This is a genomic window from Leisingera thetidis, assembly GCF_025857195.1.
GTDB lineage: Bacteria > Pseudomonadota > Alphaproteobacteria > Rhodobacterales > Rhodobacteraceae > Leisingera > Leisingera thetidis.
This window is the reverse complement of sequence record NZ_CP109787.1, coordinates 3380160-3395874: the sequence shown is the minus strand read 5'-3', so window position 1 is coordinate 3395874 and position 15715 is coordinate 3380160. Positions and strand designations below refer to the sequence as shown.

The following is a 15715-nucleotide window of genomic DNA, read 5'->3' as shown; positions in this document are numbered from 1 at the left end:
CCTTTGCACTTCTTCATTGCCGCGGCCGCGGTGTTATTTCTTCAGCGAGTCGCGGATTTCCAGAAGCACGTCAAGCTCTGTCGGCCCGGCGGGCGCCTGTTCCGCCGGAGTGTCCTTTTTGCGCTCCATCGCATCGCGGGCGCGGTTGACGGATTTCACCAGCAGAAAGACCACCCAGGCAATGATCAGAAAATTGATCACGGCCATCAGGAATGACCCGTAGGCAAACACGGAGGCACCGGCCTCGCGCGCCGCTTCCAGCGAGCTGTAGGCGGTGCCATCGCCGCCCAGGACCGCATAGTTGTTGGTGAAGTCCACGCCGCCGGTGAACAGGCCGATGACCGGGTTGATCAGGTCATCGACCATGGATTTCACGATTGCCGTGAAGGCGGCGCCGATGATGATCCCCACCGCCATGTCCATCACGTTGCCCCTGGCGATGAAGGCTTTGAATTCGTTCAGCATGTCCGTTCCCTCTCCCGTCCCGAAGGTTTCAGTGCCGCGGCGGGCCGGGTGCGGCGCGCCGCGCTTTATGCGGGAATAATGCTGCCGGAATGTCCGGGGCAGGGGATAAAATCCGCAGCAGAGCCAGTTTCGCTGCCGTCAGATGCAAAAAGGCAGCAGCCCGGGCGGGGCTGCTGCCTGCGGCAGGAATTCCTGCGGCTTTACTGTTTCAGTGCCAGTTTCGGCGACAGCACGTCGATGCCGAGGGCCTCGCCGACCGCGTAGTAGGTCAGCTGGCCGGCGTGCACGTTCAGGCCGTTCAGCAGGTGCGGGTCGTCCTCGCAGGCCTGGCGCCAGCCCTTGTTGGCCAGGTTCAGCATGAAGGGCAGGGTGGCATTGCCCAGGGCCTGGGTCGAGGTGCGGGCGACCGCGCCCGGCATGTTGGCCACGCAGTAGTGCATGATGCCGTCGACCTCATAGATCGGGTCGGCATGGGTGGTCGCCTTGGAGGTCTCAAAGCAGCCGCCCTGGTCGATGGCAACGTCCACCAGCACCGCGCCGGGCTTCATTTCGCTCAGCTGCGCGCGCGAGATCAGCTTGGGCGCTGCGGCACCGGGGATCAGCACCGCGCCGATCACCATGTCGGCCTCGCGCACCAGCTCGGCGGTGGCGCCGGCGGTGGAATACTGGTTCTTGAACGCGCGCCCGAAGACGTCGTCCAGGTATTTCAGGCGGGGCAGCGAGCGGTCGAGGATGGTGACATCCGCGCCCATGCCTGCTGCAATCTTGGCAGCGTGGGTGCCGACGACACCGCCGCCGATCACCACGACCTTGGCCGGGGCCACGCCGGGCACGCCGCCCATCAGCACGCCGCGGCCGCCATTGGCCTTTTGCAAGGTGTAGGCGCCGACCTGCGGGGCCAGGCGGCCGGCCACTTCCGACATCGGCGCCAGCAGCGGCAGGCCGCCGCGGTCGTCGGTCACGGTTTCATAGGCAATCGCGGTGCAGCCGGATTCCAGCAGGTCGTGGGTCTGGGCCGGATCGGGGGCCAGGTGCAGATAGGTGAACAGCAGCTGGCCTTCGCGCAGCATCTTGCGTTCGCCGGCCTGCGGCTCCTTCACCTTGACGATCATGTCGGCGGTGGCAAAGATTTCCGCGGCGGTGTCGAGGATCACCGCGCCGGAGGCGGCGTAATCCTCGTCGGTGAAGCCAGCGCCCATGCCGGCGCCGCGCTGAATGACGACCTCATGGCCGTGGCTGACGGCCTCGCGGGCTGCGTCCGGGGTCATGCCGACGCGGAATTCCTGCGGTTTGATTTCGGTGGGGCAACCGATTTTCATGTGAGTATCTCCTCCGTATATGGCGGACATTTTGCCGCATATGGCGCGGAATGTGCTGCTTTTTTGCGCGGTTTAAAAACATGGCAACGGGAGAATCTTCGGCTATAACCGGGTAAACAAGCAAGGATCTACGAAGAATGGCGCTGGACGAAACAGATCGTCGCATACTTTCGGTACTGCAGAAGAAAGGGCGTATATCGAACGCCGACCTCTCGGAACAGGTGAACCTGTCGGCCTCGGCCTGCCACCGGCGGGTGCAGCGGCTGGAGGCGGAGGGCTATATCCGCGATTATGTCGCGCTGCTGGATGCGCGCAAGATGAACGTGCCGACCACGGTGTTCGTGGAGATCACCCTGCAGGCCCAGGCGGATGAGGTGCTGGACGCCTTTGAGCGCGCGGTGTCGCGGATCCCGGATGTGCTGGAATGCCACCTGATGGCGGGCACCGCGGACTATATCCTCAAGGTGGTGGCGGAGAACACCGAGGATTTCGCCCGCATCCACCGCCAGCACCTGGCGCGGCTGCCTGGGGTGGCGCAGATGCAGTCGAGCTTTGCCCTGCGCACCGTGTTCAAGACCACCGCGCTGCCGGTGTGACCCCGGTGCCCGGCGCCGGGACGGGCACCCGCAGCGGCGGGCGGCCGCTTGCGGCGGCGGCTTTTACGCTTGAACCCTGACGGAATTTCCGGTTGCCTTGGAGACAGCTGCAGGCGGTCAGCATCCTGCCGGGATGCCCCGCCCGGGCACCGGTTTGCCGCCGTGCACGGCCCTGTCCCCGAGGGCTGCGCGCGCGGAACGACATCAAACATTCACATGCTGCCGGTAAACGGCGGCATTTGCTCCACCACACCAGGAAGGAACCTGCCCGTGACCCGCGAATTTGAAACCGCATCCCTGGACTGGCTGGAAGCGGAGCTGCAGGACACGCTGGACGAAGACATCGAGATCGAATTCTCCGAGCCGATGCTGAGCCAGGAAATCCGCAAGATCTACCGCGAGCAGCATCCGGAGATGCTGGACCGCCAGGTCTACTTCCGCAACCTGCTGCGGCTGCAGGCGGAGCTGATCAAGGTGCAGGACTGGGTGCAGCACACCGGCGCCAAGGTCTGCATCCTGTTCGAGGGCCGCGACGCGGCCGGCAAGGGCGGGGTGATCAAACGGATCACCCAGCGGCTGGACCCGCGGGTGGCGCGGGTGGTGGCGCTGCCGGCGCCGAACCGCCGCGAGCAGAGCCAGTGGTACTTCCAGCGCTACGTGCCGCACCTGCCGGCCGGGGGCGAAATCGTGCTGTTCGACCGCTCGTGGTACAACCGGGCCGGCGTCGAGCGGGTGATGGGCTTTGCCAGCGACGACCAGGTCGAGCAGTTCTTTCAGGACGTTCCGGAATTCGAACGGATGCTGGTGCGGTCGGGAATCATCCTGCTGAAATACTGGTTCTCGATCACCGACGAAGAGCAGCAGCTGCGGTTCATGATGCGCATTCACGACCCGATGAAACAGTGGAAACTGTCGCCGATGGACCTGGAAAGCCGGATCCGCTGGGAACAGTACACCAAGGCCAAGGAGGCGATGTTCAAGCGCACCAACATCCCCGAGGCGCCCTGGTACATCGTCGAGGGCAACGACAAGAAGCGCGAGCGGCTGAACTGCATCGAGCACCTGCTGACCAGAATCCCCTATGAAGAGGTGCCGAGCGAGAAGGTGGTGCTGCCGGACCGGAAGTACAATCCGGATTACGAGCGCCAGGTTCTGCCGGATGAACTGTATGTGCCCAAGGTCTATTGAGGCCCGATGCCAACGCGCAAGGGGGCGCGCCGCAGCACGCCCCTTTGCTGTTTGCCCGGTGGGGAATTCAGAACAGGAAGTCGCCTGACTGCAGCTGCTGCCCGGTGATGCCGGCCAGCAGCATGCTGTCGCCGTCCGCATCGGTGATCAGCAGCCCGTTTGCGGTCTGGCTGGTGTGATTGCTCATCAGGTCGCTGAAGCTGCCGATGCCGGTGGCGCTGCCCAGGTCGATGCGCTCGCCGCTGGCCTGCGGGTTGAAATCGGTGACGGTGTCGCTGCCGCTGCTGAACACAAAGAGGTCGCCGCCGCCCTTGCCGGCGAGCTTGTCGTTGCCATTGCCGCCGTCCAGGGTGTCGGAGCCGGTGCCGCCCCACAGCTTGTCATGGCCGCGGCCGCCGTTCAGCTCGTCGTTGCCGGAATTGCCGCGCAGCTGGTCACTGCCGCTGCCGCCGTCGAGCAGGTCATTGCCATCGCCGCCGCGCAGCGTGTCGATCTGGACGCCGCCGTTGAGGTCATCGCTGCCGCCCATGCCGTTCAGCTTGTCGCGGCCGTCGTTGCCGCGGAGTTCATCGCTGCCGCTGCTGCCGGTCAGGGAATCATCGCCGGCCAGGCCGCTGAGGCTGCCGGCGCTGCTGAGGGTCAGAATGTCGTCGCCGGAGGTGGCGCCGCTGCCTGACCCGCCGCCACTGCCGCCGCCGGATCCGCCGGTGTCGAGCTGCAGCGGCGCGCTGGTGCGGGCAAAGTTCTGGGTGACCATCACCGCGTCCCAGCCGTTGAAATTGCCCTGCTCGATGCCAATGCCGATCACTTCGACGTTGGCATTCAGGATGTTGGCGCGGTGGCCGGGGCTGTTCATCAGCGAGTTGTGCAGGTTGATGACGTCATCGGCGAGGCCGGGGGCGCCGCGCTCGCTCTGCCAGGCGATGTTCTCGGCCCAGGTCCAGCTGCCGGAGAACTGGAAGCCTGCGTCGGCCATCCGGTCGCCTGCGCTGGAGCCGCCGGCGCCGGTGTGGGAGAAGACATCCTGCTGCAGCATCCAGTCGCTGTGGTCTTCTGCCGAATCGTTGAGGCGCAGCTCCAGCTTCACCGGGTTGAGCCCGCGCGAAGTGCGCTCGGCGTTGATCAGGTCGAGCATCTGGCGCTCGAGTTCGCTTGCCTGTGACATCGTTAACTGCTCCGTGAGTGTGCCGGCTGTGCGGCGGTGCGCCATCCGGTTAACGGAAAATTAAGACGCCGGAAGGGCAGGAGGGTGCCGGGGCGGATTTGCGGCGAAGCTCTGCCCGAAGCGCGGGGGCGGATACGCGGATTCCTGCGCGTATGGCGGCGCCAGGCAGCCAGGCGGGCGGCCGGCGCAATCCCGCTGCCGGGCCAGGCGCGCAGCGGCCGGGGATTCGGCGGCTGTGCCGGTACCGGCAGCGGAGCATGTCAGTGCAGGAAGCGGAAGCATGCAGGCCGGGCGCCGGCAGGGGGGAGCTGGCGGCGCCCGGAATTGAAAGCAACCCGGAGAGGCAAAGCCTTGTTTGCAGGGACCAAGACGGCGCCGGTATAGTTGGGGGGAAGCGCAGCCTGCTCCGGGTTTCAATCAACCGGGTGTTCCAAGCCCGGCCGGCGGGGGCATTGGTTAGGGAAACGCATCAAAATTGCCCTGCCGTGAACCATGTATAGCAGAAGCAAACCGGGAAATACAGCCTAAAGGTGTAATTCGAGATAATTCTCGATCTTTGCGTGTGTCCGCATGCCCGCTTGCCCATCCATTCGGGCTACTCCAAATGACAAACCCCCGGGGCGGGGCCGCGGGGGTCGTCGGAACTTAAGTTCGGGCGGTCCGGAGACCGGCCTCTAGTGCTGTCCAAAGCTGGAGAGCAGGGTGTGCTTAGAGCATACCTTCGCGCTGTGCTTTCTTGCGTGCCAGTTTACGGGCACGGCGGATCGCTTCAGCTTTCTCGCGCGCTTTTTTCTCGGACGGTTTCTCGAAATGCTGCTTGAGCTTCATTTCACGGAAAACGCCTTCGCGCTGCAGCTTCTTCTTCAGGGCACGAAGCGCCTGATCGACGTTGTTGTCGCGAACACTAACCTGCATGTGGTATTCACCACCTTTCTAAGTTTTGAGTTGCAAGGAAGTTTGCAGGAAATGGCCATATAGCAAAGCCCGGCTATTTTGTCTAGTAGGGTATCAGGACGCTGAAAGCGGGAGGCTGAGATGACCGGAAACCAGGATCACGCGCAGGAAGATCTCAAGGAAAAACTGCTGGATGCGGCGCTGCTGCATGTGCCCTTCGACGGCTGGTCGGAGGCCACCTTCCGTGCCGCCTGCCACGATGCCGGGGTGCCCGAGGTGCTGGCCCATGCGGTCTGCCCGCGCGGCGGCGTGGACCTGGCGCTGGCCTATCACGCGCGCGGCGATTCGGCGATGCTGGCAAGGCTGGCGGCCGAGGATCTGAGCGGCCTGCGGTTCCGCGACAAGGTCGCGGCAGCGGTGCGGTTCCGGCTGGAGGCCGCCTGCGACAAGGAAGCGGTGCGCCGCGGCACCACGCTGCTGACGCTGCCGCAATATGCCGGCGACGGGGTCAAGGCGATCTGGGGCACCTGCGATCTGATCTGGGAGGCGCTGGGCGACGGCTCCGACGATCTGAACTGGTACACCAAGCGCGCGTCGCTGGCCGGGGTCTATTCCGCCACCGTGCTGTACTGGCTGGGCGATGACAGCCTGGACCATCAGGCGACCTGGGATTTCCTGGAGCGGCGGATCGGCAATGTGATGGATTTCGAGAAGCTGAAGGCGGGTTTGCAGAAGAACCCGCTGCTGAAGCCGTTTCTCGTCGGGCCGAACTGGCTGGCCGAGCAGATCAAACCGCCAAAAGGCCGCGATGACCTGCCGGGCTCGCTGAACCCGCGCCGCTGAAGGCCGCGCAGCCCGGCGGGGCGCCGGGGCGTTCCGCAAACCAGCCAGGGTGCGGCGCCTTTGCTGTTTGCCCCCGCCGTGGTGGATGCTAGGCAAGGGCAAGGATCAGGAGGACTTTTTCCGATGACAGAGATAATGCGCGCGGTGGAAATCACCAAACCCGGCGGCCCGGATGTGCTGCAGCTGACCAAGCGCCCGGTGCCGCAGCCGGGCCATGGCGAAGTGGTGATCAAGGTGGCCTATGCCGGCGTCAACCGCCCCGATGCGCTGCAGCGCGCGGGTGCGTATGACCCGCCCAAGGGCGCCAGCGACCTGCCGGGGCTGGAAGCCTCGGGCGAGGTTGTGGCGTTGGGGGCAGGCGTCACCGGGGTTGCCGCGGGCGATCAGGTCTGCGCGCTGCTGCCCGGCGGCGGCTATGCGGAATATGTGGCAACCCCGGCCGCCCACTGCCTGCCGGTGCCTGCGGGGCTAGACCTGAAACAGGCGGCCTGCCTGCCGGAGACCTTCTTTACCGTCTGGTCCAATGTCTTCAGCCGCGGCGGGCTGAAGGCCGGGGAGCGGTTCCTGGTGCATGGCGGCTCCTCCGGCATCGGCACCACGGCGATCCAGCTGGCCCGGGAATTCGGCGCGCGGGTGTTTGCCACCGCCGGCTCGGACGAGAAATGCCAGGCCTGCCTGGACCTCGGCGCCGAGCGCGCGATCAACTACCGTGACGAGGATTTCGTCAAGGTGCTGCGGGATGAGGGCGGCGCCGACCTGGTGCTCGACATGGTTGGCGGCGATTATATCCCGCGCAACGTCAAGGCGATGGCCGAGGATGGCCGCCTGGTGCAGATCGCCTTCCTGCAGGGGCCGAAGGTGGAGCTGAACTTTGCCCTGATGATGGTCAAGCGGCTGACGCTCACCGGCTCGACGCTGCGGCCGCAAAGCGATCTGGCCAAGGCCCGGATCGCCCAAGATCTGCGCGAGGCGGTGTGGCCGCTGATCGCGGCGGGCAAGGTGGCGCCGGTGATGGACAGCGAGTTTGCGCTGGAGGAGGCGGCAGCGGCACATGCCCGGATGGAAAGCTCCGGCCATATCGGCAAGATCGTCCTGAAGGTGGGCTGACGCCTCAGGCGTTTAATGCGCAAAGGGCCGGCGGAACTGCCGGCCCTTTGTGTGTTCGGGGGCTATTGCACGGCGCGCCTGTAGAGATGCCAGGTGGCATGCCCCAGCACCGGCACCACGATGATCAGCCCGGCGAGGAAGGGGATCGCCCCAAGTATCAGCGATACGCCGACGATCACGCCCCATGTCATGCAGATCACCGGGTTCTTGCGCAGCACCTTGATCGAGGTGGCCACCGCCACCGGCAGTCCGGTATGGCGGTCCAGCAGCAGCGGGAAGGAGACCAGGCTCATCGCCAATGCCGCAAAGGCAAAGACCGCGCCCGCCGCACCGCCGGCAATGGCCATGATCCAGCCCTCGCGGGTGGTTGCCACAGCGGCGGCAAAGGTTGCGATCGATTCCGGCGGTTCCGGCCCCAGGGTGCGGCTGTAGATCATGTCGGCGGCCACCAGCCAGACGATGAACAGCGCCGCCAGATAGAGGCCAAGCACCAGGATGGCGCCAAAGGACGGCGAGCGGATGACGCCAAAGGCATCCATCCAGCGCGGCTCGAACCCGGCTTCGCGGCGTTTGGACATCTCGTAAAGCCCAACCGCGGCCACCGGGCCGAGAATGGCAAAGCCCATGATCATCGGCACGATCAGCGGCAAGAGGTTCATCGACAGGCTCATCACGATCAGCGCGATGCCGATCAGCGGATAGAACAGCACCAGGAACATCGCGTCGCTGCGGCAGGCGGCAAAATCCTCCAGCCCTGCGGCCAGAGAATGGATGATGTCGTCCATCGTCAGCTTGCGTGCCTTGGGCAGTTCCTTGACCCCATCGCTGCCCATTTCGCCAACGGTTTCGCTGATATGGTGCCCGGTGGTTTCTGCACCCTGCAGAAGCCAGCTGAGCGGGTTGCCAATTGTCTTTGCCATGCGCTTCGTCCTCCTCGCTGAGCAAAACGGAAGTGCCGATCAGGCAAGGCCGGGTGCGGCACGTACCATGATACTAGCACAAATCCGGGCAAAGTGTGGTTCATGGGCCATTTATTGCTGCGCGAGGCGGGGGCGCCTGGTGGCGCCGGCGTCCGGCGGGGATATTTTTGGCCAGAAGAAGGTCTGGATCCTTTATTCATCTGGCTGCAAAGCCAAGAGGGGCAGCGCCCCTGTCCGGGCTGTTCAGCGGACAGGAGCAAACCGGGCATCCTTCAATGTGCAGTCCTTGATCGCATCCCGCCCGCAGGGCACCGGGTCGAGCGCCTTGGACAGGCAGATGCGGGCCTCCTGGATGGCGCCGTCCCGGCAGGTGATGGTCAGGCTGCCGCGCGTGAGCTGCGGGTTTTCCTTGAGAAACGCCTCCTCCACCACCGACGCAGGCAGGGTGACGGGTTTGTCCAGCTTGCGGAAGATGGCGGGGCGGGTGACGCGGGTGTAGGCCTCGCGCATCAGGGTGTAATACCGGCGGGCGCTGAGGCCGGAGCAGGTGCCGTGTTTCTTCCACTGGTGCCAGGCGAGGCCCGCGCTGCCCATAATGTCCGCCATACTGCGGCTCATCGCGCGGCTGGGCGGTGCCTCGGCGGTGCGGCAGTAGCTGGGCCAGCCGCGGTGGAACTGCGGCCAGAGCCCGTGCAGGGTCCAGCCGAAATCATGGCGGGCCTCGCATTGCTCGGCGCCGCGGGCATCGCCCTCCTGCGCGCACCAGTTCGGCGACCAGCTGAGCGCCAGCACGTAATAGTCGAACTCCCCGGCCGGCTCGCCCTCTGCTGCGGCAAGCGCGGCAAAACCCGTCAAAACAGCCGCCAAACCCAGCAATAACTTGCGCATTGGCCTCTTTCCTTATGAAATCAAGCCGACTATATAGGGCAGAAGTTCCCCGACAACGGAAACCTGCCCCGCCCGCCGGGGACGCCCTTTCAGGCGGCGGGAGAGATGTATCCGGGGACCGGAGTGTTTTAAGGAGATGAGCACATGGCAAAACCGTTGATGGCCAAGGCAACCGCCGTGTGGCTGGTGGACAATACCACGATCAGCTTCAAGCAGATTGGGGATTTCGTGGGCATGCACGAGCTGGAGATCCAGGGCATTGCCGATGGCGAAGTGGCGGTCGGCGTCAAGGGCTTTGACCCGGTGGCCAACAACCAGCTGACCCAGGACGAGATCGACAAGGCGCAGAGCAACCCGCTGCACAAGCTGAAGCTCAAGTTCAATCCGGCCGCGGCCGGCGAGGAAAAGCGCCGCGGCCCGCGCTACACCCCGCTCAGCAAGCGCCAGGACCGTCCGAACTCGATCCTGTGGCTGGTCAAGTTCCACCCCGAGCTCAGCGACGGCCAGATCGCCAAGCTGGTCGGCACCACCAAGCCGACGATCCAGTCGATCCGCGAGCGCACCCACTGGAACATCGCCAGCATGCAGCCGATCGACCCGGTGGCGCTGGGCCTGTGCAAGCAGTCCGAACTGGATGCCGTGGTGCAGAAGGCTGCCGCCAAGAAAGCCGCCGAAGGCGGCGTGATGAGCGATGACGAGCGCCGCAAACTGGTGTCCACCGAACAGTCTCTGGAAATGGACGCCGAGCCGAAAATCCCGACCGCCATCGAAGGTCTTGAAACCTTTACCCTGGGCGGCGGCCCGGCTGCGGACAGCGAGAAGAAGGAAGAGGAAATCCTTGACGCCGACAGTTTCTTCAACCTGCCCGCGGGCGGAGATGATGACGACGACGACGAGGATTCCCGCCTCTGATCCCTTAGGGGCCGGACAGGCCGGTTCCTGAATTCATTAAAAAGCCGCAGATCCGATGCTCCGGATTTGCGGCTTTTTCTGTTAGAATTGAGTCTCAACCTTACAAGATGTTGACTAAGCACCCATATATTGCGCAGCATGATGTTGCGGGGCTGCCGTGTTCCGGATTGCCTGCAAGTTTCAGGGTGCGGGAAACCCTTCTGCCGGGGCGGGGCTCCAAGGCATAGGGGACAGTAAGTTACTGAGTGTTGCCAGCGGCCTGGCTTGGGAAGCCAGTCCGTGCAGGGATGGCAGGAGTGCAAGTTATGGACGCATCAGGGGCAGCGGCGCTTGGGGAAGGCGGCCGCTTGGATCCGGGAACGCTGGCGCGCTTGAGCGGCCAGGCGTTCTGCCAGGCTTTCGTGGAGCAGCTGGCGCAGGGCTTTGGCGCCGATCTGGTCACCGTGGGTGAGCTGAAGGTCATGGAGACCGAGCGCATCCGGGTGCTGGCCAGCTGGTTTGACGGCCAGCAATTGGGCGATTTCGAGTATGAGGCTTGCGTGACGCCCTGCCATGATGTGGTGCTGAGCGGCGCGCCGCATGTGTTTCCCTGCCGGGTGCAGGAGCTGTATCCGGATGACGGGATGTTCATCGAGGAAGGCATCCAAAGCTATGCCGGGGTGGCGCTGAAAAATTCTGCCGGAGAAACAGCCGGGCTGCTTCAGGCCGCCTGGCGCCGGGAAATCGGCGACGGGGCGGCGCAGCAGATCGTGGCCGTCATGGAGCAGTTTGCCCCCCGGCTTGGCGCGGAGATTGCAGGGCTGCAGACGCTGGCAGCCCTCACGTCGCTGGCCGCAGGCCCGGACGGGACGTCCCCGCGCGAGGCCTTCCGGCAGCTGGCCGGGCAGCTGCAGGGCGCGCTCAAGGTGCGCTCGGCGTTCATTGCCGAGTGCATCGATGACAAGCCGGACTGCTTCCGGGTGCTCGCTTGCTGCTCCGAGGGGCGGATGCTGGCCGGGGCGGAGGACGCGGTTGTGCCGTATGACGGGACCCCATGCGCCTGCCTGCAGGGACCGGAGAATTTTCTGGTGCCGGATGGGCTGCAGGAGGCGTTCCCGTCGCAGGCCCATTTCCGGACGCAGAACCTGCATTCCTATCTGGGCATTCCCGTGACGGACAGAAATGGCAGTGTGATCGGCCATTTCGCGCTGCAGCATGACCGGGAAATCAGCCAGCGCACACAGGAAAGCGAGCTGATCGCACTGTTTGCCGCCCGGATCGGGCTGGAACTGCGCCGCCGCAAGGCGGAGAAGCGCCGCCGCCAGGCGGAAGCAGCACAGCTGATCAAGCGCAAGACCGAGTGTCTGGGGCTATTGGCGGGCACCATTTCCCATGAATTCAACAATCTTCTGGCCTCGATGCAGGGGCGTGCCGAACTGGCGCTGGCGCATCTGAAGACAGCGCACCCGGCACAAGAGCACGTGCAGGAGGTCGAGCAGGGCTTGCAGGATTCGGCCGTGCTGGTGCGGCAGCTGCTGAACTATGCCGGCAGCGGCAGCGGCCGGGAGCGGGGGGCCTGCGACTTGAACGCGATCGTGCGGGAGGCCATGCGGCTGGTCCCGGTGGAGCGCAGGAAGGGCAAGGCGGTGGTGCTGGACCTGGCGGAAGGTGAGCTGGCGGCGCGGATGGATCCGGCCCAGGTGGGCCAGTTGCTGACGAATCTGGTGCTCAATGCAGTGGAGGCGATCGGGCCCGGGGCGGGTACTGTCACCATCGCCACCCGGAGGACCTGTCTGGACGATGCGGAGCGGCGCAAGCTGCTGAAGGGGCGGAAGATGCCCGCCGGTGCCTGCCTGCTGCTCGAGGTGCGCGACACCGGCGGGGGCATGGGGCAGGACACCGTCACCCGGATCTTCGACCCGTTCTTTACCACCAAGCCCGGCAGCCGCGGTCTTGGCCTGGCCGCGGCGCTGGGAATTATCAGCCGCCACCAGGGCGGTCTGGCGGTGGACAGCCGCAAGGGGGAAGGCAGTGCCTTCCGCTTTTACTTCCCCGCATGCGGCGCGCCGGATCAGCAGGATGGCGCGGTGCTGCCTGCCGCAAGGCCGCGCGGTGCCGGAGCGCGGCGAATCCTGGTGGTGGATGACGAGGATACGGTCCGCCGTGCCGTGGCCGGGCTGCTGCAGCTGCGCGGCTGCGAGGTGCAGCAGGCCGACGGTTACGACGCGGCGCTGGCGCAGCTGCAGGCGAACGGGCCGTTTGACGGTGCGGTGATCGACATGACCATGCCGGGGCGCAGCGGCTGGGAAACCCTTTCCGGCCTGCTGGCACTGCAGCCCGGGCTGAACGCGGTGATGATGAGCGGCTTTGCCATCAGCGCGGCAGCGGCAGGGTTTCCGGAACTGGCGGATATCCAGGTGCTGGACAAGCCCTTTACCAAGGAAAAACTGTACAAGGCGGTGTTCACCTAGCCCCGGCTGGCGGCCGGCAGGTTTGGAAGGCACCCGGGGTCTCCCGCGCCCGCATGTGCCGCGGCGCGGTTGCGCCTGGCATCGCTGCCGAGGCCGGCCCGGCAGGCGCAGACCCCGTGATTCCGCTGCGCATCGCCGCCCGCAGGGGAGCCGGACGCCGCTTCAGACAGTAACCGTTTGCGGAGCACGGCTTGCCGCGGAGTCCAGCAGCAGCCAGCTGCGGACCCGTTCGATCCGGCTGGTGCCGGCCTTGGCTTGCGGGGTGAGCAGGTAATAGGCGCTGGCAGGGGTGCAGCAATGCGCATGGGCCTGGATCAGCGCGCCTTCGGCCAGCTCGCGGCGCACCAGCAGTTCGGGCAGAATGGCCACGCCGTGACCGTATTTCACCGCGTCGATCAGCATTTCGAACTGGCTGAACAGCGGGCCGGCGGGGCGGGCGGGCAGCGTCTCGCCCGCATCGTCGAACCAGATCTGCCAGCTGAGCGGGCGGGTGTTGTGCTGCAGCGCCGGAAAATCCAGCAGCCGGGCGGCGGATTGCAAGGGTCTGTCCATCAGGCTGGGGGCGGCAACCGCAACCAATGCCTCCGGCATCAGCAGGTCCGCCCGGAAACCCGGCCAAGGCGGATCTCCCTGCACAATGGCGAGGTCAACAAGGCTGGCGTCCACCTGGGTATTGTCCAGATAGGTGATGGTATTGACGGTCAGTCGCGGCTGTTCCCGGGCGAGCTGCGCCAGGCGCGGCATCAGCCAGCGGCTGCCCAGCGTCGGATACGTGCCGATGTTGAGCGCGCCATAGGGGTTGTCGCGGGTGCGCAGCCGGTAGAAGGTGGCCTCCAGCGCCGCCAGCTGCGGGGCGAGTTCCTCCAGCAGCATCTGCCCCGCGCCCGTCAGCTGCACCCGCTGGCGGGCGCGTTTGAACAGGGTCTGGCCGGTCTGCGCCTCCAGGCTCTGGATCTGGCGGCTGAAGGCGCTTTGCGACAGGTTCATCGCACGCGCGCCTGCAGCAAAGCTGCCGGCCCGGGCGGCGGCTTCGAAACACAGGAGGGCAGCGGTGGGCGGGATCTTGCGGCGCATAGGGGCAGCCTGCCACCTGTTGCAGTTTTTGCAAGACAGATTGCGGAAACCCGGCTTTTTCACCGGGTGCCGGCCTGGCATTGTGGCGCTGAATGCATCACCCCACGCGAACAGCATGAGAAAAGGGAGCGCGCGACATGAGCTTTCTGCCGCAGATAAATGACGCCGACGTGCAGGCCGTGAGCCAGGCAATGGAGAGCATGCCCGACTCCGCCTCGGTGGCGGGTTTTGTACCCGGTCCCGGCATCCGGCGGCTGCAGCTGAGATTCGATATCGCTATGCTGCAGGAGGCGTTGGAGGACTGCCTGAGGCGCGAGGATTTCATGGGCGGCATGCAGGACCAGGGCTTTGCCGCGCTGCCGCTGACCCAGCGCCCGGGCCAGACCGAATGGACCGCCAATGATCTGTCGGGGCGCTACTGGCTGCGCGCCGACGGCCGTTATGTGGAGGAGCCGCGCGAGGAACTGGTGCCGGAGATCGGCTTCAGCGAGTTCAATCCCAAGTTCAGGGGCACCTACTTCGAGCATGTGCATCAGGAACTGGGCAAGCGGTTCCCGATCGGACGCATGCGGGTGCTGTCCAAGGGGCTGTACAATTGCAACTCCTGGCACCGCGACCCCGAGCCGCGGCTGCATATTCCGGTGCTCACCAATCCGGGGTCGCTGTTTATCGTGAATCATCACGCCACCCACTTGCCAGCGGACGGCTCGGTGTATTTCACTGACACCCGCGGTTACCACACCGCATTGAACGGAGGCGAAACCCGGCGTGTCCATATCGTGGCGGCGCTGGCCTATGACCAGGTGACGGAATGAGCCAATATGCAGGGCTGGCAGGGGCAGGAGCCGGTGACGCCCTCTGCGATCTGCGCAGCGATACGGTGACCCGGCCCGATGCGGGCATGATGCGGGCAATACAGGCGGCAGAGCTGGGCGATGACGTCTATGGCGAGGATCCCCAGGTGAACCGGCTGGAGGCCGCGCTGGCACAGCGGCTGGGCAAGGCGGCGGCGCTGTTCCTGCCGACCGGCACCATGAGCAACCTCGTTGGCCTGCTGGCCCATTGCCAGCGCGGCGAGGAAATCATTACCGGCGCGGATTATCACGTGCATGCCTATGAGGCCGCGGGTGCCTCGGTGCTGGGCGGCATTGCCCTGTGTGCGGTGCCGGTGCGCAGCGACGGCGCGCTGGATCCAACGGCGGTTGCCGGGGCGGTCAAGGAGGATGACAGCCATTTGGCGGTCAGCCGGCTGCTGTCGCTGGAGAACACCCACAACGGGCTGGCGGTGCCCTTGGCGGATATGGCGGCGGCGGCTGAGGCCGGGCGCGATGCGGGGCTGGCGGTGCATCTGGACGGCGCGCGGTTCTTCAATGCTGCAACGGCCCTGGGCTGCGCTGAGATGGATCTGGCCGGGCTGGCGGACACGGTCTCGATCTGCCTGTCCAAGGGGCTGGGCGCACCTGCCGGGTCGGTTCTGGCCGGTCCTGCGGATCTGATCGCGCGGGCGCGGCGCTGGCGCAAGATGCTGGGCGGCGGCATGCGGCAGGCAGGCGTACTGGCGGCGGCCGGGCTTTATGCGCTGGAGCACAATGTGGACCGGCTGGCGGAGGACCATGCCCGGGCGGAAGAGCTGGCAAGCGTTTTGCGCGGGCTGGGTGCCGGTGAAGTGTCCCATGCCACAAACATGGTGTTCTTTACCCCGGGCGACGGGCGCAACGGTGCGCTGCGGGCGCATCTGGCGGCGGAGGGGGTGGTGATCGGCGGCGGCAGCGCCGGCGCGATCCGGATGGTGCTGCACAAGGACGTGGATGACAGCGCGCTGGCGCGGGCGGTTCAGGGGCTCAAGGGTTTTTACGGCTGACAAGCTGAGGAAGGCCGCGCCCGCCAAAGGCGG

At 65.6% G+C, this 15715-nt stretch carries 15 protein-coding genes; 8 read left to right on the top strand and 7 right to left on the bottom strand.

Features of this window, described 5'->3' with window-relative positions; all coding sequences use genetic code 11:
* Positions 1-33: 33 nt before the first annotated feature.
* The gene (mscL, locus tag OKQ63_RS16380; RefSeq protein ID WP_264211112.1) at positions 34-465 is read right to left on the bottom strand and encodes a large conductance mechanosensitive channel protein MscL; all 432 of its coding nucleotides are present in this window, start codon (positions 463-465) and stop codon (positions 34-36) included.
* 200 nt (positions 466-665) lie between these two features.
* Complete coding sequence (gene ald, locus OKQ63_RS16375) at positions 666-1784, bottom strand: alanine dehydrogenase (RefSeq protein WP_264211111.1); 1119 nt, start codon at positions 1782-1784, stop codon at positions 666-668.
* Positions 1785-1921: 137 nt separating this feature from the next.
* Here ald and OKQ63_RS16370 point away from each other — a divergent pair, with 137 nt between their 5' ends.
* Together OKQ63_RS16370 and ppk2 are read left to right on the top strand one after the other, a co-directional pair.
* Positions 1922-2380: an Lrp/AsnC family transcriptional regulator gene (locus OKQ63_RS16370; RefSeq protein WP_264211110.1), complete on the top strand. Its 459-nt coding sequence runs from the start codon at positions 1922-1924 to the stop codon at positions 2378-2380.
* Positions 2381-2650: 270 nt separating this feature from the next.
* The gene (gene ppk2, locus OKQ63_RS16365; RefSeq protein ID WP_264211109.1) at positions 2651-3568 is read left to right on the top strand and encodes a polyphosphate kinase 2; all 918 of its coding nucleotides are present in this window, start codon (positions 2651-2653) and stop codon (positions 3566-3568) included.
* Between the two features lie 67 nt (positions 3569-3635).
* On the opposite strand, the gene OKQ63_RS16360 is transcribed toward ppk2, so the two are convergent.
* Positions 3636-4733, bottom strand: coding sequence for a CAP domain-containing protein (locus tag OKQ63_RS16360; protein ID WP_264211108.1), 1098 nt, complete (start codon positions 4731-4733; stop codon positions 3636-3638).
* Positions 4734-5441: 708 nt separating this feature from the next.
* Positions 5442-5648, bottom strand: a complete 207-nt coding sequence (gene rpsU / locus OKQ63_RS16355; RefSeq protein ID WP_008207378.1) for a 30S ribosomal protein S21 — start codon at positions 5646-5648, stop codon at positions 5442-5444.
* Between the two features lie 120 nt (positions 5649-5768).
* Here rpsU and OKQ63_RS16350 point away from each other — a divergent pair, with 120 nt between their 5' ends.
* The gene (locus tag OKQ63_RS16350) at positions 5769-6470 is read left to right on the top strand and encodes a COQ9 family protein (RefSeq protein ID WP_264211107.1); all 702 of its coding nucleotides are present in this window, start codon (positions 5769-5771) and stop codon (positions 6468-6470) included.
* Positions 6471-6593: 123 nt separating this feature from the next.
* The gene (locus OKQ63_RS16345; protein WP_264211106.1) at positions 6594-7577 is read left to right on the top strand and encodes an NAD(P)H-quinone oxidoreductase; all 984 of its coding nucleotides are present in this window, start codon (positions 6594-6596) and stop codon (positions 7575-7577) included.
* Positions 7578-7639: 62 nt separating this feature from the next.
* Here OKQ63_RS16345 and OKQ63_RS16340 read toward each other — a convergent pair whose 3' ends face one another.
* Together OKQ63_RS16340 and OKQ63_RS16335 are read right to left on the bottom strand one after the other, a co-directional pair.
* Positions 7640-8497 (bottom strand): DUF2189 domain-containing protein, encoded by an 858-nt coding sequence (locus tag OKQ63_RS16340; RefSeq protein ID WP_264211105.1) that lies wholly within the window; start codon positions 8495-8497, stop codon positions 7640-7642.
* Positions 8498-8740: 243 nt separating this feature from the next.
* Positions 8741-9385, bottom strand: coding sequence for a ribonuclease T2 family protein (locus OKQ63_RS16335; RefSeq protein ID WP_264211104.1), 645 nt, complete (start codon positions 9383-9385; stop codon positions 8741-8743).
* Between the two features lie 144 nt (positions 9386-9529).
* Between OKQ63_RS16335 and OKQ63_RS16330 the strand changes: the two genes are divergently transcribed.
* Together OKQ63_RS16330 and OKQ63_RS16325 are read left to right on the top strand one after the other, a co-directional pair.
* Positions 9530-10297, top strand: a complete 768-nt coding sequence (locus OKQ63_RS16330; RefSeq protein ID WP_264211103.1) for a DUF1013 domain-containing protein — start codon at positions 9530-9532, stop codon at positions 10295-10297.
* 305 nt (positions 10298-10602) lie between these two features.
* Positions 10603-12747, top strand: coding sequence for an ATP-binding protein (locus OKQ63_RS16325; protein ID WP_264211102.1), 2145 nt, complete (start codon positions 10603-10605; stop codon positions 12745-12747).
* Positions 12748-12909: 162 nt separating this feature from the next.
* Here OKQ63_RS16325 and OKQ63_RS16320 read toward each other — a convergent pair whose 3' ends face one another.
* A complete protein-coding gene (locus OKQ63_RS16320) occupies positions 12910-13821 on the bottom strand; it encodes a LysR substrate-binding domain-containing protein (protein WP_264211101.1) in 912 nt (303 codons plus the stop codon).
* A gap of 137 nt (positions 13822-13958) precedes the next feature.
* On the opposite strand from OKQ63_RS16320, the gene OKQ63_RS16315 reads away from it, so the two are divergent.
* A complete protein-coding gene (locus OKQ63_RS16315) occupies positions 13959-14636 on the top strand; it encodes a hypothetical protein (protein ID WP_264211100.1) in 678 nt (225 codons plus the stop codon).
* Positions 14633-15682: a low-specificity L-threonine aldolase gene (gene ltaE, locus OKQ63_RS16310; protein WP_264211099.1), complete on the top strand. Its 1050-nt coding sequence runs from the start codon at positions 14633-14635 to the stop codon at positions 15680-15682. The genes OKQ63_RS16315 and ltaE overlap by 4 nt, the downstream gene beginning before the upstream one ends.
* Positions 15683-15715: the final 33 nt, after the last annotated feature.